20 protein-coding genes are annotated in these 26,274 nt (G+C 44.9%); 3 read left to right on the top strand and 17 right to left on the bottom strand.

What is annotated here, in order from left to right:
* Nucleotides 1–11: 11 nt before the first annotated feature.
* From ACFFJH_RS19735 to ACFFJH_RS19725, 3 genes are read right to left on the bottom strand one after another with little or no spacing between them, the layout of a single operon-like run.
* A complete protein-coding gene (locus ACFFJH_RS19735) occupies nucleotides 12–1,250 on the bottom strand; it encodes a class I SAM-dependent methyltransferase (RefSeq protein ID WP_390214814.1) in 1,239 nt (412 codons plus the stop codon).
* Nucleotides 1,247–2,062 carry a DUF1365 domain-containing protein gene (locus ACFFJH_RS19730; protein WP_390214813.1) on the bottom strand — a complete coding sequence of 272 codons (816 nt, stop codon included), beginning with the start codon at nucleotides 2,060–2,062 and terminating at the stop codon, nucleotides 1,247–1,249. The genes ACFFJH_RS19735 and ACFFJH_RS19730 overlap by 4 nt, the downstream gene beginning before the upstream one ends.
* Before the next feature lies 1 nt (nucleotide 2,063).
* On the bottom strand, nucleotides 2,064–3,350 hold the full coding sequence (locus tag ACFFJH_RS19725; RefSeq protein ID WP_390214811.1) for an NAD(P)/FAD-dependent oxidoreductase: 1,287 nt from the start codon (nucleotides 3,348–3,350) through the stop codon (nucleotides 2,064–2,066).
* A 148-nt stretch (nucleotides 3,351–3,498) separates the two neighbouring features.
* Between ACFFJH_RS19725 and ACFFJH_RS19720 the strand changes: the two genes are divergently transcribed.
* Nucleotides 3,499–4,104, top strand: a complete 606-nt coding sequence (locus ACFFJH_RS19720) for a TetR/AcrR family transcriptional regulator (protein ID WP_390214810.1) — start codon at nucleotides 3,499–3,501, stop codon at nucleotides 4,102–4,104.
* Between the two features lie 103 nt (nucleotides 4,105–4,207).
* On the opposite strand, the gene ACFFJH_RS19715 is transcribed toward ACFFJH_RS19720, so the two are convergent.
* The 11 genes from ACFFJH_RS19715 to ACFFJH_RS19665 form a co-directional block, all read right to left on the bottom strand.
* The gene (locus ACFFJH_RS19715; protein ID WP_390214809.1) at nucleotides 4,208–6,454 is read right to left on the bottom strand and encodes a putative bifunctional diguanylate cyclase/phosphodiesterase; all 2,247 of its coding nucleotides are present in this window, start codon (nucleotides 6,452–6,454) and stop codon (nucleotides 4,208–4,210) included.
* Between the two features lie 206 nt (nucleotides 6,455–6,660).
* Nucleotides 6,661–8,373, bottom strand: a complete 1,713-nt coding sequence (locus ACFFJH_RS19710; RefSeq protein WP_390214807.1) for a PhoH family protein — start codon at nucleotides 8,371–8,373, stop codon at nucleotides 6,661–6,663.
* A 154-nt stretch (nucleotides 8,374–8,527) separates the two neighbouring features.
* Nucleotides 8,528–9,022 (bottom strand): peroxiredoxin, encoded by a 495-nt coding sequence (locus ACFFJH_RS19705; protein ID WP_390214805.1) that lies wholly within the window; start codon nucleotides 9,020–9,022, stop codon nucleotides 8,528–8,530.
* Between the two features lie 45 nt (nucleotides 9,023–9,067).
* Nucleotides 9,068–10,012, bottom strand: coding sequence for a polysaccharide deacetylase family protein (locus tag ACFFJH_RS19700; protein ID WP_390214803.1), 945 nt, complete (start codon nucleotides 10,010–10,012; stop codon nucleotides 9,068–9,070).
* Nucleotides 10,013–10,152: 140 nt separating this feature from the next.
* Nucleotides 10,153–11,193 (bottom strand): bifunctional UDP-4-keto-pentose/UDP-xylose synthase, encoded by a 1,041-nt coding sequence (locus tag ACFFJH_RS19695; protein ID WP_390214801.1) that lies wholly within the window; start codon nucleotides 11,191–11,193, stop codon nucleotides 10,153–10,155.
* A gap of 84 nt (nucleotides 11,194–11,277) precedes the next feature.
* The gene (locus ACFFJH_RS19690; protein ID WP_390214989.1) at nucleotides 11,278–12,189 is read right to left on the bottom strand and encodes a formyltransferase; all 912 of its coding nucleotides are present in this window, start codon (nucleotides 12,187–12,189) and stop codon (nucleotides 11,278–11,280) included.
* Between the two features lie 25 nt (nucleotides 12,190–12,214).
* Nucleotides 12,215–13,171 carry a glycosyltransferase gene (locus tag ACFFJH_RS19685; protein ID WP_390214799.1) on the bottom strand — a complete coding sequence of 319 codons (957 nt, stop codon included), beginning with the start codon at nucleotides 13,169–13,171 and terminating at the stop codon, nucleotides 12,215–12,217.
* A gap of 20 nt (nucleotides 13,172–13,191) precedes the next feature.
* Nucleotides 13,192–14,319: a DegT/DnrJ/EryC1/StrS family aminotransferase gene (locus ACFFJH_RS19680; protein ID WP_390214797.1), complete on the bottom strand. Its 1,128-nt coding sequence runs from the start codon at nucleotides 14,317–14,319 to the stop codon at nucleotides 13,192–13,194.
* Nucleotides 14,320–14,375: 56 nt separating this feature from the next.
* Nucleotides 14,376–16,043, bottom strand: coding sequence for a glycosyltransferase family 39 protein (locus ACFFJH_RS19675; protein WP_390214795.1), 1,668 nt, complete (start codon nucleotides 16,041–16,043; stop codon nucleotides 14,376–14,378).
* Nucleotides 16,040–16,417 carry an Mth938-like domain-containing protein gene (locus tag ACFFJH_RS19670; protein ID WP_390214793.1) on the bottom strand — a complete coding sequence of 126 codons (378 nt, stop codon included), beginning with the start codon at nucleotides 16,415–16,417 and terminating at the stop codon, nucleotides 16,040–16,042. The genes ACFFJH_RS19675 and ACFFJH_RS19670 overlap by 4 nt, the downstream gene beginning before the upstream one ends.
* A 166-nt stretch (nucleotides 16,418–16,583) precedes the next feature.
* Entirely contained in the window at nucleotides 16,584–18,617 is a 2,034-nt protein-coding gene (locus tag ACFFJH_RS19665; RefSeq protein ID WP_390214791.1) for a recombinase, read from the bottom strand.
* Nucleotides 18,618–18,944: 327 nt separating this feature from the next.
* Between ACFFJH_RS19665 and ACFFJH_RS19660 the strand changes: the two genes are divergently transcribed.
* Both ACFFJH_RS19660 and ACFFJH_RS19655 read left to right on the top strand, forming a co-directional pair.
* Nucleotides 18,945–20,201, top strand: coding sequence for a pyridoxal phosphate-dependent aminotransferase (locus ACFFJH_RS19660; protein ID WP_390214788.1), 1,257 nt, complete (start codon nucleotides 18,945–18,947; stop codon nucleotides 20,199–20,201).
* A 31-nt stretch (nucleotides 20,202–20,232) separates the two neighbouring features.
* Complete coding sequence (locus ACFFJH_RS19655; RefSeq protein WP_390214786.1) at nucleotides 20,233–21,543, top strand: homoserine dehydrogenase; 1,311 nt, start codon at nucleotides 20,233–20,235, stop codon at nucleotides 21,541–21,543.
* Nucleotides 21,544–21,659: 116 nt separating this feature from the next.
* Here the strand turns inward: ACFFJH_RS19655 and ACFFJH_RS19650 are convergent, their stop codons facing one another.
* From ACFFJH_RS19650 to map, 3 genes are all read right to left on the bottom strand, one after another.
* On the bottom strand, nucleotides 21,660–22,406 hold the full coding sequence (locus ACFFJH_RS19650) for a pseudouridine synthase (RefSeq protein ID WP_390214784.1): 747 nt from the start codon (nucleotides 22,404–22,406) through the stop codon (nucleotides 21,660–21,662).
* Nucleotides 22,407–22,533: 127 nt separating this feature from the next.
* Complete coding sequence (locus ACFFJH_RS19645; protein WP_390214782.1) at nucleotides 22,534–25,095, bottom strand: [protein-PII] uridylyltransferase; 2,562 nt, start codon at nucleotides 25,093–25,095, stop codon at nucleotides 22,534–22,536.
* The gene (gene map / locus ACFFJH_RS19640; protein ID WP_390214780.1) at nucleotides 25,095–25,925 is read right to left on the bottom strand and encodes a type I methionyl aminopeptidase; all 831 of its coding nucleotides are present in this window, start codon (nucleotides 25,923–25,925) and stop codon (nucleotides 25,095–25,097) included. Before map ends, ACFFJH_RS19645 begins: the two co-directional genes overlap by 1 nt.
* Nucleotides 25,926–26,274 lie beyond the last annotated feature (349 nt).

Here is a 26,274-nt window from a genome sequence, read left to right as displayed (position 1 = left end):
TAGTGATTAACTTATGATTTTTTTTGCAGAAGGAACTGATAAACATCAGTACGTCCCTCATCAAATCCCGCTTCACAATAAGAAAAATAGAGTTGCCAGATGCGCTGGAAGGCAGAACCAAATCCCAATTGTTGAATGCTATCTTTCCGATTCTCAAAATCCTTGTTCCAACGACGCAGCGTCTCAGCATAGTCTTTGCCAAAGGCAAATTGATCTAAGGTTTGCAGCCCATTTTTGTCTGCTAATTGAGTGAAGCGTATTGGGCTTGGTAGCATTCCTCCAGGGAAAATGTATTGCTGAATAAAGTCAGTGCCCGCGCGATAGCGCTCAAAGCGCGCCTCGTCAATGGTGATGGTCTGCACCACGGCTTTACCTTGCGGCTTTAGTCGTGCTTGCAAGCAGGAGAAATAGGCTGGCCAGTATTCTTCGCCAACCGCTTCAAACATTTCAATAGAAACGACGGCATCATAGGTGCCAGTCAGATCGCGATAATCGCATAACTCTAATTGGACTAAATTTTGTAGATTTTTTTCTTTAATTCTTTGCTCTGCGATTTCTAATTGCGCATTGGATATCGTGATTCCGTGGACTGATATTCCTTGCGTTGCCGCGTGTTCGGCAAACCCGCCCCAGCCACATCCGACTTCAAGAACTCGGTCGCCAGCTTTGAGTCGTAGCACATCGATGATGCGTTGGTATTTGCGATACTGAGCTTCCTGCAAGCTGATTTGATAATCACCAAAAAATACAGCACTGGAGTAAGTCCAAGTAGGGTCTAGCCATAATTGATAAAACGGGTTGCCAATGTCGTAGTGAGCGTGAATGTTTTTGCGGCTACCTTTACGCGTATTAGGACGCATCAAGTGTTTTAATTTGTACCAAAGTCCCATTAACTTTCCGCCAAAAATCGCTTTATCTAGCGCCGCCTCATTCTTAATCGCTAGACGAAGCAGGGCGGTTAAATCGCTAGTTGTAATCCAACCCGCTTCAAGACTTTCGGCAAAGCCAATGTCACCACCTTGTAGAATTTTTTTGCAAGCTCGCCAGTCATGTATTTGTAAGCTCACGGCTTGTGCTAAGTGCTGATCACCAAATTTATGCACTTCGTCGTATGGCGTAATAACATGTAAATTGCCATGTTTAATCTTCCCTAGCATGCGCAAAAATAGTTGGGCACTAGTGGGAATAGAAGCGGATGTTCCTTGCTCATTTGAACGTATTGAAGTTGTCATGTCGGGGCTAGAATTCACTTTATTTGCTCCTGTTCGCTAGGAATGCATATGGTTAATTGAGAAGGTGCTGCCGGTGCTTGTCTGAAGAATGGAACTTTTTTTCGCCACAAAATCAAGGCTTGCCAATGAATACGAAAGAAAACACCAAAAGTCAGGAGAGGTTGTTTAATTAGCGCGGACAATAAATTGGTAGTGGTTAAAGCCAGTTTATGTCCAGCAATTGCCGTATGAATCAGGGGTGAATTAGGTTCTGTGCTGTGAACCTCATCGTGATAGTCAATTTTTACAACTAATTTATTGCTCGATTCTTTGAAGGTGAATTCGTAGTGCCCTTTTACCTCGCAGAATGGAGACACATGCATCATTTTTTTGCTAACGAGCACGCTGTCAGCCTTGATTACTTGATGATTTTTTGTGTGCAAAAGATAGAAATGATGCTCGCCAAACGTATTATTCACTTCCGCTAAGATCGCCTTTAGACCACGGTGTTTGTCATAGCAATACCACAGACAAATTGGATTAAAGGCATAACCAAATACACGTGGGAAACTCTGTAGTTCGACTTCGTCAATATCTTGGATAGACGCTGATTGTAGGATTTGCTGTATCCATGACATCAGATTGCTGCCATCACGTGGGCCGTAGTCTTTGAAATGTATGGCAAGAGGGCGCCACTTATTGAGACCCAATAAGAAGCTTGTGAATGGCACCTTGGCGCTATAGGCTTCATTCAAATTGATTCTGAGCATAAACACTGGATAGACAAAGCGATGCCGGACTGGTCTCAGCCTGAGGTGCATGACAGTCGCATTGATCAAAAGTGATTGCATATCAGAGCGCCTTAGCCCAAGAGGGGGCAGCATCAAAATCACGCAGTACTCGCAGTGCTGATTTCAATCCATCTTCATGAAAACCATAACCAGTCCATGCGCCTGCAAACCAAGTTGATTGCTGGCCTTGTATCAGGTGTAACTCTTGCTGCGTATCGATTGCATGTTGGTCAAATATCGGATGATCGTATTCGAATTTAGCTAATTGTTTTTCTGCTGCTGGCGCGTTAGGTGGATTGAGCGTCACCATGACTGGCGTTTGAATCTGCAAATTTTGCAATTGATTGAGCAAGTAACTGACACATACCGCTTGTTGATTTGACTGATACTGTGACTTGCTGCTCAAGTAGTTCCAAGCTGACCATACTTTGCGATTGTATGGCATCAAACTTAAATCGGTATGCAAGTAGGCAGTGTTAGCTTGATAGCGCACTTGTGAGAGCAAACGACGTTCCTGTGCACTAGCATCTGCGAGTATGCGTAAGGTGTCCGGCGCATGCGTGGCAAAAATAATGGCATCAAATGTTTCATCTCCCTGAGCACTATTAATAATCACTGATTGGTCTTTGCGCGTCACACCATGCACTGGACAATTCAAACGTACATCACTCAGTGTCGCTGCGATTTTTTTCACATAAGTTCGTGCGCCGCCGGAGACAGTGCGCCACTGCGGACGATCATTGACCTGGAGTAAGGCGTGATTGATGCAAAAGCGTAAGAATGTACTGGCAGGGAAGTGCAGAATATCCTCAGGCGAGCTCGACCAAATCGCAGCCGCCATAGGAATGAGATATTGTTCCCGGAAGGCTTGGTTGTAATTTTGCGCATCCAGTAAAGCGCCTAAACTCATTTTGCTGACTTCGCTCTCGACTAGATTTTTGTCGGCATCACGGTTAAAACGCAAAATATCTTTAAGCATTAATAAAAAATTTATTGATACGATGTTTTTTCTTTGCGCAAACACAGTATCTATATTGGTGCCCGCCCATTCCAATCGTCCATCGTCTAACGAAACACCAAAAGACATATCCGTGGCATAACTCGCCACCTCAAGTTCTTTAAAAAGTGCAATTAGATTAGGGTAGGTTTTATCGTTAAAAACCAAAAAACCGGTATCGACAGCTTGCTGTTTGCCTTCGACCTCGATATCAACGGTATTGGTGTGACCACCTAGATAGTGATTCGCTTCAAATAGGGTTACTTGATACTTTTTTTGCAGAAAATAAGCACTAGCCAGTCCCGAAATGCCTGATCCAATCACTGCAATTTTTTTGACACTTTGCGTCATGCTATTCACTTTCTGATTTTTGCTGAAATGTTGAACAATTGATTTGGCATGGACAAAAACGTCTGATTTAGTTGTCGCTGCTTTACTTCGGTGCTAATATTAATACCGATCCGATAAAAACGCTACTGATTAGTAGATATTAATACCGATGAGTATATTTAGCAAACTAAATTTTAAAGATCAGGCGTTTCGCCTGAGAGAAGACGCAATCCTTGACGCTACAACAACGATTTTGGCGAATAAGGGTTTTGATCTGATGACGATGGATGATGTGGCCAATTTAATTGGCATATCTAAACCCAGTTTATATAAACACTTCAAGTCCAAAGAGGACTTGGTCGGTGCTGCCATGATCCGTTTACTAGATGGGGCAACTGCGCAACTCGAATCGTTTCCTGCCAATTATTCGGCCAAAGAAAGATTGTCTGCCTTATTGGAATGGGCATTAAGAGTGCGCCTAGATGGTGGTTTGCCATTTTTACCCTCTACCAGCAATGCGGTACGTGAAATGTTGATGCGTAATTTAAAGTACGTGGGCAGGGTAATTAAATTAAATTCGCAACTAGAAAATCTCGTAATCACAGCTCAAAAAGATGGGCACCTGAGTAAGAATTTGAGTTCAGATGTGATTTTGTTTAGCTACTATGCCCGAAGTTGCGATCCCGCTGTTGAATATTTGCGGCGCTTTAGCAAGATGGACAGAGATCTAATTGTTGAGAACATGCTGCGTGTCTGTTTTCAAGGCTTGGAATAGAATCTTATTTCACCTTGTGCTTTTGCTCATATTGGTTGGTTTAAAGGCTCGAATAAACTTGTGTACTCTGTGAATTTCCCTAAATGATTTGTGGTATTTGTGCTTAGCTATTGGTCAGCCAAATAATTAGGTCATTTTTGGTTTGCGGTTTTGAATAGTGAAAGCCTTGTGCGTAATCGCATCCAAAAGATATTAAGAGTTCTGCTTGGGCTTGTGTTTCTACACCCTCAGCAATAATGTCGATTTTCAAACTTTGACTTAATTCGATGATCATTCTAGCGATGCTGGCGTCATTATTAACGCGTATCATTTGATTGACAAAAGAGCGGTCGATTTTTAGTTTATCGACTCTCAATTTTTGTAAATGACTGAGGGAGGAAAAGCCCGTGCCAAAATCATCGATTGAAACCCGAACGCCTATGGCTTTTAATTTCGCTATACTTTCAATCAATGCGTCGGGGTCATTCATCGCCATAGATTCGGTAATTTCCAATTCCAAGCAGTCAGCTGGAATGCCTGAGTCAGCCAACGCTCTTTCTACGCTGCGTAGAAAGAGCGGGTGAGAGAACTGCGCTTGTGATACATTGACTGCGATCTTAAAGTTAGTATCCGTGTGCTTGCTCAATGTAGCCCATTCAAAACAGGCAGTGCGTAGCACCCATTCACCAATATTAACGATCAGGCCCGAATATTCAGCAATAGGAATAAATTGATCCGGTGGTACGAAGTCGCCTTCTTCAGTTTTCCATCGTAATAAAGCTTCGGCTCCAACCGTGTTGCCGGTTCGCATATTCACTTGCGGCTGATAGACAATAAATAATCGATCTTTTTCAAATGCCGCGCGCAGTGCATGCATCATGCGAACGCGTTCACGAATCTCCACCCCTAAATCTCTGGTGAAATAGGTGTAGCGAGAACGATTGTGAATTTTTGCCCGTTTTAAAGCGATATTCGCATCTTTCAATGCATCGGTCGCTTGCAGTTCATAGTCTGACAGCTTGATCAAACCTAAGCTGACCGAAATTTGCATTTTCTGTCGATCAACCAAAAATGGTTTGGTGAATAAATTTAAAATCATTTCAGGGGCAATTATCTCTTCATGCCCGAGTATGCCGAAAATGTCATTACCAATACGTGCTATTTGGCAGGCATCACCAAAATGTTCCACTAAGCGACGAGCGACTGCACTGAGCAACAGGTCGCCAAATTGGTGACCTAGTGCATCGTTTGTCTCGGAAAAATGATCGATATCGACTAGTACCAATACGCTGTCATATTTTTTATGAGAGCGTAAACCCGCATTAAGAGCCTGCAACAACTGTAGGCGATTTGATAGGCCAGTCAAGGGGTCAAAGAAGGCCAAGTTGTGCATGCGTGCGCTGAGTGCCACATTCTCTAGGCAAACCGAAGCATTACTACAGAACGTTTTCAATAATCTTACCTGATTGGTGTTGGCTGAAAAACCAACATTAAGATACATGGCCATACTTACACCGTCATGATTACTAAAGTATAGAACGCAACTATCGGCGTCGAATACGTGGTTGCGTTCGTATAAAGCTTTCTGTACCTTTATCTGCTGCTCACGTTCCGCAACTTGTACAAAGGCTTGATTATTCCAATTCAAGTACTGACCTTTGCTAGCGATAACGTGTGCACCGCTACTTAAGTCGTCTCCAATCCGAGAAAAATCTGTCAAATTGATAGCGCAAATAAAGGCATCGGCATCTTGAGAAATGAGATCTATAACTTGATCTAAAATGGTTTCAGCAAACTCTTGGATATCACTCAATGCCATCAATCTCGCACTGGCTTTAATAATGGTTTCCAAACCTAATTGATTAGTGGAAATAGTTCGGATCTGCTCATAAGAACGGACGGCAGAAGTTACCGTGGTAAATAATTTTGCTTGAGTTAATTCTGTTTTGTTTTTGTAATCATTGATATCGTAGTCACGAATCGCTTCCATTTCAGGGGCGTAGCCAGCTTGCCCTGTTCTTAAAATAATCCGTACATCCTTCATAGATAAGGTATGACGTATGTAGCTAATTAACTGAAGACCGGCATCGTCGTTCGCCATCACAACATCCAGCAAGATTACTGCAATGGATTCACTATGTAGTAGCAAATGCCTCGCTTCAGAGGCTGAATAGGCGTGCAAGTAATGCAAAAACCGATTTTGGATTTTTAGCCCATGTAGCGCAAACATGGTGGCAGTGTGCACATCAGGATCATCATCAATAATTAAGATATTCCAAGCTGGCAGTTGAGCGGCAACGCTGGCGTCATTTTGTGCCTTATCGTCCTCTACGAAAAAAACAGCATCTTCGTGGTTGATGTCGTCATTCATTGTTGCTGACTGTCCTAGTTAATGTGATTGTAGTGTTGCTCATAGGCAGTGATTTGTAAAGTTAATTTCCCCAGATAAACTCGTTTGGCAAAAATAAAGGCGCCCGTTCAAGGATGAATCGGGCGCCTTTATGATCTTGATAATGAAATTATATTGGATAATTAATGAAACTTTTACAAGCCAATCGGTTGATAAAAATGAGCGTATTAAAGAATTTCACTGGCATGATCTGCCAATCTTGAACGTTCACCTCTTGCCAAAGTAACGTGCCCACTATGTGACCAACCTTTGAATCTATCTACGACATAAGTTAGGCCACTAGAACCTTCGGTTAAGTAAGGTGTGTCAATCTGTGCGATATTTCCCAAGCAAATAATTTTGGTGCCTGGTCCCGCACGGGTGACCAAGGTTTTGACTTGTTTGGGTGTGAGATTTTGCGCCTCATCGATGATTAAAAATTTATTCACGAAGGTACGACCCCGCATGAAGTTGAGCGATTTAATTTTGATTTTTGAACGTATTAAATCTTGAGTTGCCGCACGTCCCCAATCACCCGCGTCACTATCCGACTTGTTTAAAACTTCGAGATTATCGTCAAACGCTCCCATCCATGGCGACATTTTTTCTTCTTCAGTACCAGGCAAGAAACCAATATCCTCACCTACAGGTACCGTCACCCGAGTCACGATAATTTCGTTATAGGTTTTGGTTTCTAATACTTGCGCTAAACCAGCCGCCAAGGCTAATAGAGTTTTACCAGTGCCAGCCTGACCCAGTAAAGTGACAAAGTCGCATTCAGGATCCATCAACAGATTTAGAGCAAAATTCTGTTCACGATTACGCGAAGTGACGCCCCAGACACTGTGTTTGGAGTGGCCATAATCACGCAGGGTTTGTAGTACGGCAGTTTTGCCATTGATTTGCCGCACTTGTCCATAAAAAGAAGCCTCGCCATTGTTCGGCTCCAAATAGACAAACTGATTCACCAATAAACTAGGAATGAGCGGGCCGGTGATGCGATAAAAAGTAGTGCTAAGACCGTTTCGATTTTCTTGCCAAGTTTCGATACCTTTACCATGTTTACTCCAAAAATCATTTGGTAACTGCACGATACCGGTGTAAAGCAAATCCGAGTCTTCCAACACATGATCGTTGAAATAGTCTTCAGCAGGTAAGCTCATGGCGCGCGCTTTGATGCGCATATTGATATCTTTCGATACCAAGACGATAGGACGTCCCGGGAATTCTGCTTCCAAGGCTCGTACTACACCGAGGATCTGATTATCCGCTTTACCTTGGGGCAAACCTTGGGGAAGGGAGCCCCCCTGCAATTTGGTTTGGAAAAATAAGCGTCCTTTGGCATCTTTATTACCAAGCTTGGACAACTCTATACCTTGCTCTATGTCGTCGCTTTCAATTCCACCGACTAATGCATCGAGAGAACGCGAGATCTGACGTGCATTGCGAGCGACTTCCGACATGCCTTTTTTATGATCGTCTAGCTCTTCCAAAGTGATCATAGGAAGATAGACATCATGTTCTTCGAAGCGGAACAAGGATGTTGGATCATGCATTAAAACGTTGGTATCTAATACAAAAAGTTTAGTGATTCCTTTCTTGTCAGCCGCTTTACTCACCGGCGACTTGGCAGGATTGTGTTTTGACTTGCTAACAACGAGGGACTTTTGCGTATTTTTCTCTAGCGTTTCGGCTGAGATTCTCGCGACTTCTTTCGCAGGTGATGGCGCTTTATTTGGCGCGGGCAAGGCTTTCGTCGTGATATTAGGCTTGGATTTAGTGCTAGTTGCCGTTTTTAATTCAGTTCCGCTGGTTTTTTTATGTGCTCCCTGACTCGCCTTGGGATAATCCTTAGGAGAGAGTAGGGCCGCTGGTTTGGTCGGCAATTTTGGTAAAGGCATTCGAACCTCTTAATAAAGTGGAGTTACGAAGTAAAAAGGACGGAAATAAAATAACAAAAATAAAAGCCGCTCAAGAAGACTGATAAATCTTCTGAAACGGCTTTTATTTGGTATCGGTTCGATTTCAATTATGGATGCTTACTTACTAATTCTCTCAAATATTCACAAAATCTAAAACGGCTTTAGCATGGTCTGCGACCTTCACTCCACGCCATTCTTTCACTAACTTGCCAGACTCGTCAATAACAAATGTACTGCGCTCGATACCACGCACTTGTTTACCGTACATGTTTTTCATTTTAATCACATTAAACAACTGACATAGCTGTTCGTCGGTGTCTGAAATTAATTCAAATGGCAATTCCAGTTTTGATTTAAAACCTTCATGTGAACGCAGGCTGTCGCGACTGATACCAAAAATAACGGAATTGTTTGCCAATAACTGTGGATGAATATCGCGGAATGCAATACTTTCAGTCGTACAACCGGGCGTATTATCTTTGGGGTAAAAATATAAAATAACTTTTTTACCGAGATAGTGATTCAATTCGAATTGACCATTGTTTGTCATAGCAGCTGAAAATTGTGGTACCTGACAGCCAAGCGCACTTGGTACTTCTTGATTTGATATGCTGAGGCTTTCTGACACAAAAAATCTCCTAAAGGAAAAAGTTGATGGAGAAAACGAAGATTCCTACTTTAGATCCAGTGCGACCAGTTCTCCAGAGCGTCCAGGGAGCTCAGCCCATGTCAACGGGTGGCTAGGCAATTCTTGTTCACGTAGGTTGGCATAATACTGTCCCATAGAAATGCACTGATAACCTTGTTCGCTCCAGCCGTTAAGCAATTCTACTAATATGGGGGCAAGTTTCTGGCCTTCAAGCTCCGCATGCATGGTAAATACATGATTTCTTGGTTCAGCCGTGAGCTTTAAAATAGCCGCGGCGATATTAGATTCAGAAATTTGTTCACCATCAATTTCCAAACCCAACATTTCATCCAAAGTAGGCAGTGTCGTCGGCATTTGTATGCATTGAAATTCGCGTTGATCCACGCTCAAGCGATAAGGGCCAGCGGCTTGATGGCTCAAGCTACCATCCGGATTTAACATGGCGCGACTATCAGACGCATATTGAATGCCATACGCATCCAATTGTGCAAAAGCATGTGGGTTCATCTGCCAACCTGCAGCACCGAAAGTTTTAGGCGGGGCGCCAAAAATATCGATGTAGCGCTGGTAGGCTGCATCCATTTGTTTTTGCGTCCAAGCCTCACCACGGCGTCTCACGTTGTCTTGCCAAACGACGTGATCCCAGCAGTGAATACCGCACTCAAAACCTGCACGCTTAGTCGCCCGCATTTCTTCTACGCATTCTTTTCCAATATCTGGTGACGGCAAGAAAACGCCATACATCAAGGTTTTAGGACCGTAATGCTCCAGCACCGATGTACGCGAGACTTTTTTGAAAAATCCTGGTCGAAATGCGCGACGCAAAGCCCATCCTGTGTGATCCTTACCTAAGGAAAACAAGAAGGTCGCGTTCGCTTGATGTTGCTTGAGTATGCGCACCAAATTGGGCACTCCTTCGCGGGTGCCTCGGTAGGTGTCCACATCAATCTTTAATACGATCGTGGGCATCACTAATGTTCGTGTAAAACAGGGGTAAAAAACAAATCGTCAGAATTCACTTCAAGAAGCAAATTCTGACGTCAATTTCCTATTATCTCGATCTAATCACTTGATCATATAGATTTTAGAAAAGAATCAACTCAATAAAATTAATCCATCAATGCACGTGCTTGCGCGACTTGACTGCGATACGCATCAAAAATATGGCGCATAGAATCGGCCATAGTGGTAGTTGGTGTCCAGCCCAATTCTTCGCAAGTATTGGTGATTTTAGGTACGCGATTTTGTACATCTTGATAACCGCCACCGTAGTACGCGGAGGAGGTGGTTTCAGTCAACTGTACTTTTTTCGCAGATTCTGCGTACTCTGGATACTCAGCTGCCAATTCCAACATCATGTGTGCTAATTCACGAATAGAGTGGTTGTTGCTTGGGTTGCCAATGTTATAAATTTTACCGGACGCCACGCCATCTTTATTAGCAATGATACGTACCAAAGCGTCAATGCCGTCATCAATGTAGGTGAATGCGCGTTTTTGTGCGCCGCCATCGACTAAGGAAATATTCTCGCCGCGAACGATATGACCAAAGAATTGTGTCACGACACGTGAAGAGCCTTCTTTAGGCGTGTGAATAGAATCCAAGCCAGCACCAATCCAGTTAAATGGACGGAACAGCGTGAAGTTCAAACCTTCCATGCCATAGCCCCAAATGACGCGATCCATCAATTGCTTAGCACAAGAGTAGATCCAACGTGGTTTGTTGATTGGTCCGCAGATTAATTCAGAGTTTTCTGGATCAAATTCTTCATCATGGCACATGCCATACACTTCAGATGTCGATGGGAACACCAAATGTTTGCCATATTTGGCTGCTGAGCGGACGATAGGTAAGTTCGCTTCAAAGTCGAGTTCGAAAACACGTAATGGCTGTTTGACGTAGGTTGAAGGTGTTGCGATTGCTACTAAAGGCAAAATAACATCGCACTTCTTAACATGGTATTCAACCCATTCTTTGTTGATGGTGATGTCGCCTTCAAAGAAATGCATACGTGGGTGGTTTAGTAAGTCACCCAAACGCTCGGTTTGCATATCCATCCCATATACTTCCCAATCCGTCGTTTCGAGAATGCGTTTAGAAAGGTGGTGACCGATAAAACCATTCACGCCAAGGATGAGGACTTTTTTCATAGTAGTTTCTCTGAGAAGTTAAAGATTGTAGATTCGGCTAGCGCCAGTCTAGACCAATATTGCAGCACTGCGGGCTCTTAAGCGCTAGGTAAGCAGTCGTGACAATGCCGCACTGTCTAGCGTTTTACCTTCGTGTTGCAAGGCGAGAATTTCAATCGCATTGCCATCACCACAGACGCCAAAGACGACATTATCCACTACAGATAGTCCTTGCGGCAAATTTGCAGGGACTTTTGTGGCGGAATGATTGATTAGGCGTGCTTTTTCTATAACGAAGCGCTTGCCTTTGATGTCCGTAAAAGCGCCTGGATAAGGTGGAGCTACTGCCCGGTGCAAGTTGTAGACTTGTTGTGCCGATTGGCTCCAGTCTATGCGGCCATCTTCAGGTTTTCGTCCACCAAAGTAACTGCCTTTGCTCAAATCATTCGGTAGGTGAGGTGCATTGCCCGCAATGAGTGCAGGCAATACTTTCCACAAGGTTTGTTCGGCGGCCACAGTCAACTTACCAAACACTTCAAACGCAGTATCGTCAGGCAGGATGGGAACCGCAGTTTGACCGATGATGGCACCTGCATCTGGCTTGACCGTCATTTCATGCAATGTTGCACCGGTTTCGGCTTCCCCATGCAATACTGCCCAATTCACAGGCACCCGACCGCGGTACTTTGGTAATAGCGAACCGTGCAAATTATATGCACCGCGTTTAGCCAGCGCCAACACCTCGTTAGACAACATATTGCGGTAGTAAAAACTGAAGATGAAGTCAGGATCGATTGCCGCGATCTGCTCAATCACGTCCGGTGTATTTGGATTTTCCGGGGTAATTCTAGGTATGCCACGCTCTTCACATAAAGCCGCAACGGATTCAAACCAGATGGTTTCTGTCGCACTGTCTTCATGACTGATGACCAGTTTGATATCGATACCGCGTGCCAATAAGGTTTTGATGCTGCGTACACCCACGCTGTGATAAGCAAATACCACCGCGGATGGCATTGCAGCAAGGCCGGAATTACTCATATTACGCTTGATCCTCAGATTTTTCTTCTAGGATGGTTTGCACCACAAAGCGCGGACGGCCTTGTACTTGTTGGTAAATACGCCCCACATATTCGCCTAATAATCCAATGCCAAACAAAATCACGCCCATCATGAAGAAAGCAATCGCGAATAAGGTGAATAAGCCTTCCGCTTCTGCACCGAGGAAAAAGCGACGGATCAACAGCAGAACTACAAGACCGCCAGACAACCCAGACAACACCATGCCCATCATGGAAAACAACTGCAAAGGCATGATGGAGAAGCCCGTCATCAAATCAAAATTTAAACGAATCAAGCTGTAGAACGAATACTTGGATTCGCCTGCAGTGCGCTCTTCATGCTCAACCACAATTTCGGTCGGTTTGCGCGCAAAAGTGTAGGCGAGGGCGGGCACGAAGGTGTTCACTTCACTACATTGATTAATTAGATTAATGACATTGCGGCCATAAGCACGCAACATATTGCCTTGATCCGTAATCTTAATACGGGTAATTTTTTCACGAATACGATTCATCGCCTTCGATAAATAAGTGCGCCAAGCTGCATCCTGACGTTTGCGGCGAATTGAGCCGACGTAGTCATAACCTTCGCGCATTTTATCGACTAAGGCACCGATTTCTTCGGGTGGATTTTGTAAATCTGCATCAAGCGTGACTACGATATCGCCACGAGTTGCCTGAAATCCCGCCAAAATCGCCATGTGCTGTCCATAATTACCATTAAATAAGACAACGCGCGTCACATCGGGGCGCAATCGGTATTGATCCGCGAGAATTTCAGCGGAGCGGTCACGGCTACCATCGTTGACAAATACGATTTCATAGCTGACGCCGCGTTCAGCCAACTTATCTAAGGCGGGGTATAGACGTGCGTAGAGCTTAGCAAGACCAGCTTCTTCGTTATATACGGGAATGACAACGGAAAGTTCAGGATGCATTGTATTTTTCTGCCGAGAAATTATTGTAGGCAAGATTTTACCGCAGACACTACCCGTTCGACATCACTTTCAGTCATGGAGGGGAAAAGTGGTAAGGTCACAATTTGTTTACCAACACGTTCCGCAATCGGGAACATGCCATCGGTAAATCCGCGCTCACGATAGAAGGTAAATAAGTGAATGGCGCGATAGTGGTAACCAAGCCCTATACCCAGATCGAGCATTTTCTGCATAAACTCTGCGCGATTTACTCGTTCTGGTAGAACGATGTGAAACATATGCCAATTCGAATTTGTAAAGTCAGCGACGGGCAATTCCGCACCTGTGGACGTTTCAAAGTCAGTGCCAAATGTATTGAAGTAATGCTGTGCGAGTGACTTACGCTTTGCATTGAATTCCTCCAAACGTTTCATCTGACCTAGGCCAATCACGGCAGAAATATCCGTCATATTATACTTGCCGCCCAGCACATCGACGTCAATGCCGTCGAGTCCAGTACGTGACACACCTTGCAGGCGATATTTCTCAGCTAGTTTTGCTTCGTCTTCATTGTTCAACACCAGACAACCGCCTTCAGCTGTCATGACGTTCTTATTCACCTGAAAGCTGAAAGAGACGAAATCACCAAAAGCGCCTATGCGTTGACCTTTCCAAGTCGAGCCGATGGCTTGTGCCGCATCTTCTATCACACGTAAATTGTGTTTTTTTGCGATGGCGTACAACATATCCATATCGCACGGCAGACCGCACATATGAACGGGAATAATGCCTTTGGTGCGAGGCGTAATGGCCGCTTCGACTTTGTTCAGATCAATATTGTGAGTCTTAGGATCGATATCGACAAAGACGGGCGTCGCGCCAACTTCGATAATCACATTGGCGGTAGCGACCCAAGAATTGGGCGTGGTAATCACTTCGTCACCAGCACCGATGCCTGCGATACGCAAAGCGATCTCCATAGTACAAGTACCGGAATTGAAAGTACGAACCGGACGACCACCAAAGTAAGCCGATAATTGTGCTTCCAAGGCTTTTACATTTGGACCACTCGTGAGCCAGCCTGAGCGCAATACATCGGCGACTGCGCTGATTGTTTCCTCGTCTATCGTCGGTTTCGTAAAAGGAAGAAAAGCTTGATTGCTACTCATAGTATTCTTTCGTAAAAATGGTTTGATCCGTGATTAAAAAGCCTAGGCAAATGCGATTAAGGAATCGCCACAATAATCCGTTTTGGATCTTCGCCTAGTAACTTCATCGGTACCGCTTCATCTTGCATTGCTTTGTAAACGGTAGGGTTTAAAAACGCTACCGCTTTCTCACCTTTGGCATGCATTGCTCGCCATTTGAGGATAAAGTCGGCACGCTTAGGTATCCATAGTTCAGGCTGAATGCCGACACCAAATTCCATCTCATCGGGATGTTCAACTAAGATGGTGGTACGACGTAAGTAGAACGGCAGCGACTGTTCATATCGACCAACGGCAAAGATAGGAGTGTCGGCTTTTAATTCCGCCTGAATTGCCGGCAAATGATAGACGCCTGCACTGTATTTACCCCATTGATCGTGACCGATGAATACGACCTGGCCACCGAGGTAGCCACCGATCGCCATCGCCAGAATTGCAATATCTTTATTTCGCTTCGCCCATACAAAACCTATTACTCCGCCCAGCAAAGCGATGGCTGCCGCAGCATATGCCCACGGTATCATGGCTTCATAAAATGGTGTTTCGTAAGCGGCTTTAGCGATTCCCGCAATTTTGGGCGTAAAGATCAAGGCGGCAATACCAATTACAGTCAACATGCCTGCATTAATGCGCAAACTTGTGATTGATATTTTCTCTAATTCACAAGCAATCAAAATCGCCAACGCTGGGAAGATAGGCAAAATATAAGAGGGCAGTTTCGAACCAGAAATACTGAAGAAAAAGAAGATGAATACCGACCAAATCAGCAGCATTTTTTTCGCTTGAAATCGGTTTTGCTCAGCACGCACAGCAGCGAATAAACTTTGCAACAACAAGCCTAACCACGGCACGATACCAATGATTAGCAATGGGAAGAAGTAATACCAAGCGCCACCGCGTTTATGCACGGTACTAGTGAAACGTTGAAAATGTTCGTGAATGAAGAAAAAGTGTGGATGTTCCGGATTTGCTTGCCATACCAAAATAAACCAAGGCACCGTAATCACAAAAAACAGTAATAAACCTTTGCCCATATGCAGGCGCAACCACAAACCAAGATCACGCGTCCAAATTGTGTATAGCACCAACACAGCGCCAGGCAATACAAAGCCTATTAAGCCCTTGGACATAGTAGCTAAAGCCATGCCGGCCCAGCACAAGAGCATGCCATTTCTTTGCTCCTGGTCGCTGGCACCATCACGTTGCCCCAGCAACAAACCGCACAAGGCTAAAGTCATCATGCCAGACAGGCCCATATCCAAAGTATTGATATGACCCATCGCCGCCCAATAAAAACTGGAGCCTAAAATTAAGGCTGTGCTAATCGCAACACGACGGCCATAAAATTCGAACGCGGTGTAACTGGCCGCGAGGATGCCGATTAATCCACAGAGGCCGGTCCACAGGCGGGCTTGCCAATCGCCCAGACCAAACAGGCTGAAGGTCAAAGCGTTCATCCAATTTTGCAGCGGTGGCTTTTCGAAGTATTTAATACCGTTTAAGCGTAGCGTAATCCAATCGCCGGTTGCTACCATTTCACGAGCCATCTCGGCGTAGCGACCTTCATCAGTAGGCACTAAAGTACGAGCACCTAGCATGTAAAACCACACGACTAAAAAAGCGATCAGCACCGTCCATAAAGTCTTGGGCGAATCATAAGGTGTCTTCAAATACGATTGATTCATGCTTTCTCCAAAATCAAAGCTAGCGCAACTTTGCGCCCCTCAGCCATCAAGATATTATAAGTACGGCAGGCCGCTTGATTATCCATGCACTCCACGCCCTTATGCTTGGCGCTTAGTGCGGTGATTAATTTTGGATGGATGAATTTTTGCTTTTTTCCGGTACCCAAAATGACGACATCCGGTTCGGTACTGGCAATTTGTTCAAAATGTGCTGCGGTCAATGCATCGAAGTGAGCCACATCCCAAGCAACAGGTATCACTTCGGGCAAAACGATCAGACTGTGATCGTAGCGAATTGCATTAAATTCGACGCCAGCCTCGTCGTAAGCGGTAACAGTTTGATATTGTTGGGTGTTGGTCGCGTGTAGCTTCATGGAGTGGTAGATTGAAGTTTGAAAAATGTGCGCTGAGCGGCACCTCCAAAGTGACACCCGTGTACAAATTAAGTGTTACTTAAGAAAGCTGCCGCATTGTAGCTTTTTTCCCGTGTTTGCTCAAAGGTCAGTGTGTTGAGATGAGCTGATTTGAGCTAAGTTGAGTTTATTCTGAGCGCTTCTTTGGCGGCAATAAGAACTCCCTAGGACTCTGAATAAAACGTCTAGCGATGGCTTTTCCTAAGTTTAAGCGCTGGGTAAAGTCAACGCCACGGGCGCGCAAAGCGACCGACAATGCCAGATAAAAACTGACGCCTAAATTTACGATGCCAATCCCCAAGAAACCCAATGCCGTCGTAAGTATCATTTGCCAAGGCACTTGAAAATCTAGAGCAAATAAGGAATAACCCCACATCGCGGATGACAGCGTAGTGTGTCGGACATCCAATGGCAGCCCTAATAAAGCCCCTAAGCCCGCCGCACCACCGAGTAAAAAACCCAAGAAAAAGTTACCTGCTAATACGCCGAGATTATTGCGGATATAGTCACTAACTCTTTCCCATCGCGCTTTGCCAAAAAGTTTTTGCGGCCATTGCAGTCGATTTAAGCGCTCAGGAATCCGACTATAGCTGCACAAATTATCGTAATAGCCTGCAATCAAACCCGCCAAAAACAAGCATACGCCTGCAACCCCAGCAAAAATTAAAGTACCCGCACTGAACAGATCAATGTCATGCAATAAATGTTTGGCTTTTGCAGGTGTAACGAAATGCACACCGCTCAAGTGTTGTACGAGATAAGCGATCAGCAGGGCGACGGGTATTGCCAATCCGATATTGCCTACGATCGCTGCTAACTGCGTACGCATGGTGCGGGCGATCAAACTCACTAGGGGTTCAAGATCGCGTTGCCGGTCGCGCGAGTTGCCTTGTATTTCACCGATCGCTGCGGCAATCGCATTAGCTGTCATTGCAGGTTGTTTGGTCGCGACAGAAAAATGCAGTAAGTGTATCAACACAAAACCCAAACCATAATTGAGGCAATTGGCAAGCACTTCCGCCAGTGGTGCTAGACCACGGGCGCCAATATTGATTTTAATTGCCGCTACCAGTGCGACAGCAATACCACCGCCAGCGGCCGCTTTTAACATAGAAAAATAATCGCTACGAGTTTCGGTAATGTAATGCTCGCCGCTACGTCCAGCGTTTTCGGTAACGCGCAAAGCAACTAGTTCCGCGTTTTGACGCCAAAATTGTCGTATATTATTTTGACTGCATTCAGCCATCGCAAGCTCTAGCCACAAGTCAGCGATGTGGGTGCTAATGACGGTCTGATCTTGACTGATGTAGCTTGCTAGCAGGACGGTCAGTTTATCGAGTCGGTCTAAATGCTGCTGCAAGCGGCGCAAATGAAACGTCAAATAAAAACTCGCCCCATGCTGTTGCGCGCGGCGGCGCACACGGTCAATAGCGGCACTAGCTTGATCAATCAACACATCGAGGTGGCGCGCATCAACCTGGCGCAAATCTGAAAGATCACCTGCACTCAGATGGTTTTCGATGTCACGACTCAGTTGCAATGCTTCTTCGCAGACGCCTAAAAACGGTGAGGCATGATTTTCCAGATTGGGATCAAGCCGCAACATTTCTGGCTCCAAACCAGCTGCGGCAATCCTATGGGCTACCACGCGCAGGGCTTCGAGCACATCTGATAGCAAGGGCTTGGTCGTCTTGCTGGCCTTGCTCTGACTGATAACCGGTTCGGACGTTGTCTGAGAAAAATTGAGCAGTGAAATTAAGGTTTCCCAATCTTTCAAATCACTGTTGGCTAGCCATTTTGCATCGCTGACCGTGAGTATTTCGCGTAAGGCATCTTTGAGCTGGCTGCTGTCATCAACTTCGGGCAACAGCTTATGTGAAAGGCGACGTAGCGTTTCAGCAAATACGCCCGTGGCAGGATAAATGCCAGATGTCGCGAGCAGTAAAACAGCATGCCGTTGATTTAATAATTGCAAAATGTGGGTACGCAAGCCCTGCGCCAAAGCAGGTTCCGTTTGCAATATTCGGTTTAAAGCGGGTAATTGAGAGCTGGTTGAAGTGTTTAGCGGTCGGATTGCATTGAATAGCTGGATTAAATTAGGAAGGGGATCAAAATTTGCATCCTGGGGCGCTCGCAGTTGCAGTAATAATTCTCTCAGCATGTAAGTGTCCTAGTTTGTGATTTGGATTGTGATTTGGATTGTGTTTTGGTTGGGTTCGCGCATCGGTACGGAACTATTATGTTGGCAGATTTACATATTGGCATCCAATGCATCCAATGCATCCAATGATAGGACTATTGATGCGATTTCAGTTTTTATTTTCTGTGGAAAATCATCAAAATAGAAGCACTAAATTGTGCGTAAATCTGAAAAAACAAGACTTAATTAAATATTTTGCCAAAACACGTTGATAAAAGAGGGCGCTTTGGGCAGAATGGTTCATTCGGCAGTGCAGCATTTTTTAATTCACTTTTTGAAAGCAGTCTCGTGCGCCCCATCCAAAAATCCCAAAAACTTGCAGACGTTTGTTACGACATCCGCGGCCCTGTATTAGAAAAGGCCAAGCAGATGGAAGAAGAAGGTCAGAAAATCATCAAGTTAAATATCGGCAATCTAGCCGTGTTTAACTTTGGTCCACCGGACGAAATCGTCCAGGATATGATTTTGAATATGCAAAGTGCCGCGGGCTATACGGATTCGAAAGGGATGTTTGCGCCACGTAAAGCTATCATGCACTACACGCAAGAGAAGAAAATTCGTGGTGTGACGATTGATGATATTTACATCGGCAATGGCGCATCTGAATTGATCGTGATGGGCATGAATGCGCTACTTAATCCCGGTGACGAAGTCTTGGTCCCTGCACCAGATTATCCATTGTGGACCGCAGCCGTCAGTCTTTCTAGTGGCAAACCTGTGCATTACATCTGCGATGAAAGTGCTGATTGGATGCCTGATATTGAAGACATCAAGCGCAAAATTACGCCGAATACCAAAGCCATCGTCGTCATTAATCCGAATAATCCGACCGGCGCTTTATATCCGGTAGAAATTTTACAGAAAATTGTCGATCTCGCCCGCGAGAAGCAATTGATTGTGTTTGCTGACGAAATCTACGATAAAACTTTGTATGATGAAGCTGAGCACGTTTCTATCGCATCTTTAGCTGATGATGTGTTGTTCTTGACGCTCAATGGCCTCTCTAAAAACTATCGTTCTTGCGGCTATCGTGCCGGTTGGATGGTGATTTCTGGAGAAAAACGTCACGCCAAGGATTACATCGAAGGCCTGAACATGCTGGCCTCAATGCGCTTGTGCTCAAATGCGCCGGGGCAATTCGCCATTCAAACTGCTTTGGGCGGATATCAAAGCATTAAAGATTTAGTTGGCCCTGGCGGTCGACTTCTAAAACAGCGCGATCTCGCGCACAAACTATTAACCGCCATCCCCGGGGTCACATGCGTCAAGCCAAAAGCTGCACTGTATATGTTCCCCAAACTTGATCCTACTATTTACCCAATAGAAGACGATCAGGCTTTCATCCAAGAGCTCTTGGTTGAGCAACGTGTTTTATTAGTGCAGGGCACGGGTTTTAATTGGATCGCACCAGATCATTTCCGCGTCGTATTCTTGCCCAACACAGATGATTTGACAGATGCCATCAGCCGAATCGCGCGCTTCCTTGAGGGCTATCGTCGCCGTCATGGAACGGGTGAGTTTGCACTTAAGCAGGCAAGTGAATAATTTATAATCAATCTTTTTTAATTAAATATATATGAAACCCATCAAAGTAGGCCTATTAGGATTAGGCACAGTCGGCTCCGGCACCTTCAATGTTCTTAAGCGCAATCAAGAAGAGATTATGCGCCGTGCTGGTCGTGCGATTGAAATTACGATGGTGGCAGTGCGCAATGTGGATCGCGCAAAAGATATCGTCAAAGGTGAAGTTGAAATCGTTACCGATGGCAATTTGGTGGTGAATCATCCCGACATTGACATCGTCATTGAGCTAATCGGCGGCAACGATATTGCCAAAGATTTGGTCTTGAAAGCGATTGCGAATGGTAAGCACGTTGTCACAGCAAATAAAGCTTTGATCGCTAAACATGGCAATGAAGTGTTTAAGGCCGCGCAAGACAAAGGCGTGATGGTTGCGTTTGAAGCGGCTGTGGCTGGCGGCATTCCTATCATTAAAGCCTTGCGTGAAGGCTTGACTGCCAATCGCATCCAATGGATTGCCGGCATCATCAACGGCACCACGAATTTTATCTTGTCCGAAATGCGTGACAAGGGATTGGATTTCGCCACCGTTTTGAAACAAGCTCAGGCGCTTGGTTATGCAGAAGCCGATCCAACTTTTGATATCGAAGGTATTGACGCGGCACACAAGCTCACTATCATGGCTTCTATTGCATTTGGTATTCCTACACAATTCGACAAAGCCTACATCGAAGGCATCACCAAATTAGAAGCAACTGATATTGAATACGCAGAACAACTCGGTTATCGCATCAAATTATTGGGGATCACCAAGCGCAGCGATGCAGGTATAGAGTTACGCGTACATCCGACTTTAATTCCAGAAAAACGTTTGATCGCAAACGTGGAAGGCGCGATGAATGCAGTGTTAGTGCAAGGTGATGCAGTGGGTGCCACTTTGTATTATGGAAAAGGGGCAGGTTCCGAACCAACCGCTTCTTCTGTGATTGCGGATGTCGTTGATATCACACGTTTGGCAACGGCCGATCCTGAGCATCGCGTTCCATATTTGGCCTTCCAACCGAATGCACTAAGCGACTTAACCGTATTGCCAATTTCTGAAGTGTACACGAGTTACTATTTACGCATGCGTGTGGAAGATAAGCCAGGTGTATTGGCTGATGTGACGAAGATATTGGCTGAATTTTCTATTTCTATCGATGCCATGCTGCAAAAGGAACCTGCAGAAGGTGAGTTCCGTACTGACATCATCATGCTAACGCATCAGACGCAAGAAAAAAATGTGGATGCAGCAATTGCTAGAATCGAAGCCTTAGCTTCAGTAACGGGCAAAGTAACTAAGTTGCGTTTAGAAGAACTCAGTTAATTTAATTTACCAGCTGTAATACGGCTTCAGAGTCGTTTTAGTAAATTAGGGGCGAGTAAATAATAATTTACTCGCCCCATCTTTTTACTGCAGAATGAATTTAAATGCCGATAGCATCAAAACGGTTCATCATCTCGTAAATAGCGCCATTGCCCCTCGGGTAAATTCCCCAAACGGACTTTGCCAATACGCACACGTTTCAAACCAACCACGCGCAATCCTACCATTTCACACATACGGCGAATTTGACGCTTTTTGCCTTCTTTGAGAATGAACTGTAATTGGTCTTCATTCATCCAGCGAACCTTTGCGGGAATCAGTTTTTTTCCATCTAAACTTAAACCATGATTCAATAAACGTAAATCACCAGCAGGCAATTTGCCTGGTTTAGTGTACTCAACGCGCACCAAGTATTCTTTTTCAACGTCGGTATTTTCACCGATCAATTTCTTCGCTACGCGCCCATCCTGGGTCAACACCAACAATCCCACGGAATCAATATCCAGACGTCCCGCAGGCACTAGACTGCGCAGTTGCGTGGGATGAAATTCGTTTTCGACTTTGCATTCGCTCCAGCGATTCTCTGCTTTAACTAAAGCAATTGCAGGTTCATAACCATCTTCCGCCTGTCCGCTGACATAGCCAACTGGTTTATTGATAAGGATAGTGACGCGCTTGGATTGTTCGGCGGCCGCTTGGCGTTCTACCGTGACTTTTTGATCTGGGAAAACTTTGCTACCCAACTCGGAGATAACTTTGCCGTCTACGCGTACCCAGCCTTTGGCGATCCATTCATCGGCTTCGCGGCGTGAGCATAAGCCTAATTCGGACATGCGTTTGGAAAGTCTTAATTGTTCTGTCATATAACTGTTCTAATTTATTAAATGCACCTACTCTTGAGGCTGTAGTACAAAGTTTAGAAAGAGTGAATTGTTTTCAGTCCTCTTGTATTTCTTCTCCGTGCCTCTGTGTTGATAGGTTTGTAGTGAGTTAAATTCTTAAAGCATCTAGCAATTCAGATTCAAATTGAATTTGATTTTTAGGATTGTGCAAAGCGGCGCCATCGACCAAGAACACGTCTTCTACGCGTTCGCCCAAGGTCATCACTTTGGCGGTATGCAGGTTGATTTTATATTTAGCAAGGACGCCTGCCACTGAATACAGCAAGCCATTTCTATCGTTGGCGGAAATTGATAATAGAAAGTATTGGCCTTTATCATCAGGACGCAATTCAACGGTTGGAACCAAAGGGAAATTACGCGATAAGCGCGATAGTCGTCCTTGATTGGGCGTGCTCAATGGCGTTTGTTTTGCCAAAACTTCTGCTAATTCATGCTCTATCAAATTAATGATGTCACGATAATTGCGAGCAAAAGCAGGTTCGGTGACTAGAAAGGTATCAAGCGCATAGCCACTTTTTGTTGTGTGGATTTTTGCATCCAGAATGGCAAAATTCTTACTATCGAAATAATTGCAAATGCGGGCAAATAGATCGGCTTGATCTGGCAAATAGACAGTGACTTGCAGGCCTTCTCCAATCGGCGCTACGCGGCATTTGACGATGGGAGTAGGGCTACTGATCTTGTCGTGCAAGACACGAGTTTGCCACGCGATGTCGGAGGCGTCATGGCGCAGGAAGTAGACGATGTCGAGCTCATCCCACAATTTGGCATGTGCATTATTTTCTATGCCAACGAGGCGTAGCGCTTTGAGTGCTTCTTCCTGTCGATTTTTTAGCTCTCTGTCTGTCGACGGTGTTTCTCCACCCAGTACGCGCAAGGTGATTTTGTATAAGTCTTCTAGCAACTTACCCTTCCAAGCATTCCATACTTTCGGGCTGGTGCCGCGAATATCACATACAGTGAGCAAATACAGCGCCGTTAAATGTCGTTCATCTTTAACCAAGTTGGCAAAAGCTTGAATCACATCTGGATCGGATAAGTCTTGTTTTTGCGCGACCTGCGACATCGTTAAATGCTGCTGCACTAAAAAAATAACTAACTCGGTATTGTCTTTAGAAATGCCATGATCAAAGCAAAATTTACGTGCATCAGCCATACCTAAAACCGAGTGATCGCCATTGCGACCTTTGGCAATATCATGAAACAGAGCCGCGATATAGAGCACCCAAGGCTGATTAAAATTAGCCATCAGTTGACTGCAAAATGGGTATTCGTGCGCGTGTTCAGTCATGGTGAAACGGCGTAAATTACGTACCACCATCAAGATATGCTGATCAACTGTATAGGCGTGAAATAAATCATGCTGCATTTGTCCTACGATACGGCGGAAGTTGGGCAGGTAGCGTCCCAAAATACTGGTTTGATTCATACTGCGCAGCACGTGGGTGATGCCGCGTGGCGACTGCAATATTTGTAAAAACGTACCGCGATTAAAAATATCGTGACGGAATTCAGCGTCGATTAAATTGCGGGCATGCCATAGCGCACGCAAAGTTTTAGCGGTCATGCCTTTTAGGTTGGCGTTCTGCGATAGTAATAAAAATACTTCCAGCATCGCGGAAGGTGTGTGTTCAAACACGTTTTCGTCTGCAATATCGATCAGTCCGTTCACTTCATTAAAGCGTGGATTAATTGCTTGTGCTTGGTGAGGCAGCGGGAATAATACGGCTTCAATATTTTGTAAAAGTATCGTATTTAATTGCGTGACGGCTTTGGCTGCCCAATAGTAGCGCTGCATCAAATATTCGCTGGCACGGCGTGATTCGGTGGTTTCGAAACCGAAGGTGGCAGCGATGGCGTTTTGCAGATCAAATACCAAGCGATCTTCACGTCGACCGGCTTGTATGTGCAGACGAACACGGATGTCTTTAAATGCGCGTTCATTGCGTTTCAGTTGATGTGCTTCGGCTGCTGTGATCAGGCCTCGTGCCGCCAATTCTGCCCACGAGTCACCGAGTTTGGCGGCTTTTGCGACCCACAATATGACTTGCAAATCGCGTAGTCCGCCCGGGCTTTCTTTGCAATTGGGTTCCAAACTGTAGGGCGTGTCTTCGTATTTGACGTGACGTTGATGTAATTCTAGTAGCTTGGCCTGAAAGAAGTGCTGAGGATGCATCGCTTCATCATAGCGATTTTTTAGTTCGCGAAAACTATTCCGACTACCTGCCAATAATCGTGCTTCCAGCAAGGCTGTTTTGACCGTGATGTCAACGGCAGCCTCGGTCATGCATTCGTCGATGGTACGTATGCTATGCCCGATATCTAAACCGATATCCCAGAATATTTGCACCAAACTTTCGAGTTTTTCTCGTAGTGCTTTGTCGGGATGATCGGTTAGAAGAATTAAGACATCGACATCCGAATACGGAAATAATTCGCCGCGACCATAGCCACCCACCGCCACAAGCGCGAGTTCTTTGGGAAAGTTAAAGCTTTTCCAGATCTCGCTTAAATTGATATCGACACAGCGACACAAATCTTTGAGTAGTGTTTCAGCCTTCGGTTTATCTTTGAAGGATTGAATAATGACTTGCTGTTCAGCCTTGAGCTTTGCTTTGAAAGCCATGGCATTCGCGATGGCTGTTTTCATTAGGCTTGGGCTTTTGTGGTATTTTGTTGTGTAATGAAGGCGGGTGGTGGTGGAGAGCCAGCGGACAGAGTTAATACTTCATAGCCAGTTTCTGTGACCAGTATCATATGCTCCCATTGCGCCGACAAACTGCGATCTTTCGTTTTGATCGTCCAGCCATCGTTCATTTCACGGATTTCACGGCGTCCTGCGTTGATCATAGGTTCTATAGTAAAGATCATGCCGGGTTTTAATTCATCCAAAGTACCTGGCCGACCGTGATGTAGAATTTGGGGCTCTTCATGAAAAACTTTACCGATCCCATGACCGCAAAATTCGCGAACCACACTGTAGCCAGCTTTTTCAGCATGTTGTTGAATCGCATGACCAATATCGCCTAGGTGATTGCCCGGCTTGACTTGTTGTATGCCCAACCACATACATTCATATGTGATTTCACTTAAGCGCTTTGCCAAGATAGAGGGTTCGCCGATGAAAAACATGCGGCTGTTGTCGCCGTGGTAACCATCTTTAATAACAGTAATATCCAAATTAACGACATCGCCATTTTTTAGAACTTTATCGCCGGGAATACCATGACAAATTACATCGTTAACCGAAGTGCAAATTGCTTTTGGATAAGGTGTATAACCAGGCGGGCAGTAATTTAGCGGGGCTGGGATTGTGCCTTGCACGTTCGTCATGTATTCATGACACAAGCGATCAAGCTCACCTGTGGTGACTCCAGCTTTGACGAAAGGTGTGATGTAATCAAGCACTTCAGATCCTAAACGACCGGCAATGCGCATGCCAGCGATATCTTCAGCGGTTTTAATAGAAATAGATGACATGCGTTCTCTGCAATCAGATGGTAAGTAACAATTCGGGAATATAAGCGTGAATTATAGACGAGGAGTAACAAGCGCGCAGTCTTCACCAAAGAATAAATGTTTTTTTGTGAAATTTATTTATGGCTCACAAGCAGAATAGATTGAGTTCATTGTTAGTTGGGTTGTGGTTGATGTGCGCACTTGATCAACGTGTGCGTTTCGGGTTAGAATAGATGGTTAGCTTGAAAATTTGCACGCTAATCAATTGTAGTAAATAAGTTTATTTCTTAAAGATCGAATCTGGTCGAAAAGGGTGTTTCTCTTTTTTGCATAAAAAGCTGAGGAATCACTGACTCGATTCAAGACCTAA

Source organism: Affinundibacterium danionis, assembly GCF_042432465.1.
GTDB lineage: Bacteria > Pseudomonadota > Gammaproteobacteria > Burkholderiales > Burkholderiaceae_D > Undibacterium > Undibacterium danionis.
The sequence above is the reverse complement of the archived record's forward strand: the minus strand, read 5'-3'. Positions and strand labels throughout refer to the sequence as shown.

Coding starts and splice junctions, on each gene's coding strand:
- ACFFJH_RS19730 (WP_390214813.1), bottom strand. CDS start 2,062: ATGCAATCACTTTTGATCAATGCGACTGTCATGCACCTCAGGCTGAGA.
- ACFFJH_RS19725 (WP_390214811.1), bottom strand. CDS start 3,350: ATGACGCAAAGTGTCAAAAAAATTGCAGTGATTGGATCAGGCATTTCG.
- ACFFJH_RS19720 (WP_390214810.1), top strand. CDS start 3,499: ATGAGTATATTTAGCAAACTAAATTTTAAAGATCAGGCGTTTCGCCTG.
- ACFFJH_RS19715 (WP_390214809.1), bottom strand. CDS start 6,454: ATGAATGACGACATCAACCACGAAGATGCTGTTTTTTTCGTAGAGGAC.
- ACFFJH_RS19710 (WP_390214807.1), bottom strand. CDS start 8,373: ATGCCTTTACCAAAATTGCCGACCAAACCAGCGGCCCTACTCTCTCCT.
- ACFFJH_RS19700 (WP_390214803.1), bottom strand. CDS start 10,012: ATGCCCACGATCGTATTAAAGATTGATGTGGACACCTACCGAGGCACC.
- ACFFJH_RS19695 (WP_390214801.1), bottom strand. CDS start 11,193: ATGAAAAAAGTCCTCATCCTTGGCGTGAATGGTTTTATCGGTCACCAC.
- ACFFJH_RS19690 (WP_390214989.1), bottom strand. CDS start 12,189: ATGCCATCCGCGGTGGTATTTGCTTATCACAGCGTGGGTGTACGCAGC.
- ACFFJH_RS19685 (WP_390214799.1), bottom strand. CDS start 13,171: ATGCATCCTGAACTTTCCGTTGTCATTCCCGTATATAACGAAGAAGCT.
- ACFFJH_RS19680 (WP_390214797.1), bottom strand. CDS start 14,319: ATGAGTAGCAATCAAGCTTTTCTTCCTTTTACGAAACCGACGATAGAC.
- ACFFJH_RS19675 (WP_390214795.1), bottom strand. CDS start 16,043: ATGAATCAATCGTATTTGAAGACACCTTATGATTCGCCCAAGACTTTA.
- ACFFJH_RS19670 (WP_390214793.1), bottom strand. CDS start 16,417: ATGAAGCTACACGCGACCAACACCCAACAATATCAAACTGTTACCGCT.
- ACFFJH_RS19665 (WP_390214791.1), bottom strand. CDS start 18,617: ATGCTGAGAGAATTATTACTGCAACTGCGAGCGCCCCAGGATGCAAAT.
- ACFFJH_RS19655 (WP_390214786.1), top strand. CDS start 20,233: ATGAAACCCATCAAAGTAGGCCTATTAGGATTAGGCACAGTCGGCTCC.
- ACFFJH_RS19650 (WP_390214784.1), bottom strand. CDS start 22,406: ATGACAGAACAATTAAGACTTTCCAAACGCATGTCCGAATTAGGCTTA.
- ACFFJH_RS19645 (WP_390214782.1), bottom strand. CDS start 25,095: ATGAAAACAGCCATCGCGAATGCCATGGCTTTCAAAGCAAAGCTCAAG.
- map (WP_390214780.1), bottom strand. CDS start 25,925: ATGTCATCTATTTCTATTAAAACCGCTGAAGATATCGCTGGCATGCGC.